Consider the following 2,808-nt stretch of genomic DNA (forward strand, 5'->3'; position numbering starts at 1 on the left):
AGAGCGTTGGAACCACCTGATCCCATCCCGAACTCAGCAGTGAAACGATGCATCGCCGATGGTAGTGTGGGGTTTCCCCATGTGAGAGTAGGTCATCGTCAAGATTAAATTCCGAAACCCCAATTGCAAAAGCAGTTGGGGTTTTGTTTTGCCCGCAAGAAAGTTCTTAATCGAGGCAACACGGCTTCGTAGCGCTACCCATAACTGCCCCGAACAGAGCAATCTGCCGGGGCTTTTTCATGGCTGAGAGCTGGGATAAACGGCAGTCGTTGGACAAGAAATCTTGAAGGATTAGCTTCAGAGAACGCTACTTCTGGCCGATAACCCACTCGGTGACTTCAATGTCGCGCGAAATCCCTTGATAGCATTTGGCCGCCAGCTATCATCTTTGCGCCTGAAATTGCCCTCACTTCAATTGCCTGGAAATCTTCGATGCTGTCGTATCACCAAAAGAGTTTTCTGATCGTCGATGATTTCTCGGATTTTCGCAGTTCCGTTCGTTCGATGCTGCGTGAGCTTGGGGTCAAGGATGTCGATACCGCCGACACCGGTGAGCAGGCGCTGAAGATGTGTGCGCAGAAGTCTTACGATTTCATCCTGCAGGATTTCCACCTCGGTGACGGCAAGAAGAACGGCCAGCAGGTCCTCGAAGACCTGATGCTGGAAAAGCTCATCAGCCATGAAGCCGTGTTCGTCATGGTCACGGCCGAGACCAGTCAGGCGATGGTGCTCAGTGCTCTGGAGCACGAGCCGGATGCGTACCTGACCAAACCGTTCAACCGCTCAGGCCTGGCCCAGCGCCTGGAACGTCTGGAGCAGCGCAAGACGCTGCTCAAACCGATTCTGCAAGCCCTCGACCGGGGTAAACCGGTCGAGGTGCTCAATGCCTGCATCGCCCTGTGCAAGCAGGACATCCGCTATTCACCCTTGTGCCTGCGTTACCGCGCCGATGCGCTGCGTGACATGAACCAGAACGAAGCGCTGGAGCGTCTCTACGACAGCATCATTGCCGACCGGCCATTGCCTTGGGCGTTTGCCGGATTGGGCAAATTGCTGTTCAAACGCGGTCAGGTTGCGCAGGCCAAAGGCGTCTACGAAAAAGCACTGAAAGTGTTCCCGATGATGCCGGCGCTGTACGACGGCATGGCCGACGTGCTGGTTTCCGAGGGCGACAGCAAAGGCGCGCAGCGGGTGCTCGAAGAGGCGATTCGCCTGTCGCCGTTGGCAGTTCGTCGGCAGGCCTTGCTCGGCAAACTGGCAATGACCAATGAGGACTTCGACACCGCCTCGCGCGCCTATCGTCAAGCCGTGGCCCAAGGTGCGCAATCGCGATTCAAAGACCCGGAAAGCAACCTGGGCCTGGCCCATGCGTTGATCAGCAAAGGCAGCGAGCGCGGTCTCGATACGCGTACGCGTCTGGAGATCAACACCACCCTCAGCGCTGTCGCCAAGGAAAACCCGACTGACCCGGGCCTGCAGATTCGCGCACGCCTGATGAAGGCCACCAGCCTGCTGCTCAACGATGCCGAAACCGCCGACAAGCTCACCGAGCAAGCGCTGATGCGCCTCGACGGCATGGAACAGTTCATGAGCCCGGAAGCGGCGTTGCTGGTCGCCAAGCAGCTGCAAATGCTCGGTCAGGCCGAGGCGGGGACGTCCATGCTCAAGAGCTGCGCGGAGATCTACGGTGATGATCCGGCGGTAATGAAAGACATCGCCAAGCTCACCGATGACCCGACTATTCTCAGCTCCAGTAACGCCGCTGCCGACCTTAACCGTCAGGGCGTGCGCGTGTACAAGACCGGCAATTTGGTGGAGGCCCGCGAGGTATTCCGCAAGGCGCTGAAGCTGCAACCGAAGAACATCAGTATTGCGCTGAACCTGGCCCAGTCGCTGCTGCATGGTACCGACACCTCGGTGCCGTCGGCGGAACTGGAAGAATGTCGGGCCTGCCTGAAAATGGTCGGCCTGATGCCCGACACCGACGCGCGTTATGCGCGTTATCAGAAGCTGAAAAGCAAGGCGTTTGGCGAATGAACCACGATGAGCAGGCGTTGGATTTTTCTACGGTGATTGCCTCCACCGTTCACGACATGAAGAACTCGCTGGCCATGCTGATGCAGGCTCACAGCCAATGGCTGGCGCGCTTGCCGCACGAGTTGCGCGAAGGCTCGGAGCAGGGCGTGATCGACTTCGAGTTCGCCCACCTCAACGGTATGCTGGTGCAGCTGCTCGGGCTGTATAAGCTCGGCGTTAATCAGCTGCCGCTGCAACCGGCGTATCACGAACTGGATGACTTTATCGAGGCGCAACTGGCGGCGCATCAAGAGGTATTCGCCAGCCGCGGCATCATCGCCACTTATGAGGTTGATCCACTGAGTCCACTGGGGTTCTTCGACCGTGAGCTGGTCGCGTCCGTACTCGGCAACTGCATCAACAATGCAATCCGCTATGCCCGCGAATCGCTGCTGATCACGGTCAGCGACGAGGCCGGGCAATTGGTGCTGAGCATCAATGACGACGGCGACGGTTATCCGTTCGAGATGCTCGAACGTCAGGCCGATTACGTGCAAGGCATCAATCACAGCAGCGGCAGCACCGGGCTGGGGCTGTATTTCGCCAACCGCATTGCCGCGCTGCATCAGCGCAATGGCGTTGAAGGTCGCACCGAAATCCGTAACGGCGGAACTTTAGGCGGCGGCGTATTCAGCCTCTACCTCCCTTGATATTGCACCGATTCCTGTAGGAGCTGCCGCAGGCTGCGATCTTTTGATTCTGGAAAAACAACATCAAAAGATCGCAGCCTGC

The 2,808-nt window shown here is 57.9% G+C and carries 2 protein-coding genes and 1 rRNA gene; all 3 read left to right on the forward strand.

From position 1 onward, the window contains the following. Positions 1-104, forward strand: a 5S ribosomal RNA gene (gene rrf / locus EJA71_RS06195); the annotation flags it as partial. A 328-nt stretch (positions 105-432) separates the two neighbouring features. Further along, on the forward strand, positions 433-2,037 hold the full coding sequence (locus EJA71_RS06200; protein ID WP_158955219.1) for a tetratricopeptide repeat-containing response regulator: 1,605 nt from the start codon (positions 433-435) through the stop codon (positions 2,035-2,037). Continuing rightward, positions 2,034-2,726 (forward strand): sensor histidine kinase KdpD, encoded by a 693-nt coding sequence (locus EJA71_RS06205; RefSeq protein ID WP_158955221.1) that lies wholly within the window; start codon positions 2,034-2,036, stop codon positions 2,724-2,726. The genes EJA71_RS06200 and EJA71_RS06205 overlap by 4 nt, the downstream gene beginning before the upstream one ends. The last annotated feature ends 82 nt before the right edge of the window (positions 2,727-2,808 follow it).

It is taken from the genome of Pseudomonas sp. PB106, from assembly GCF_009764645.1.
Lineage (GTDB): Bacteria > Pseudomonadota > Gammaproteobacteria > Pseudomonadales > Pseudomonadaceae > Aquipseudomonas.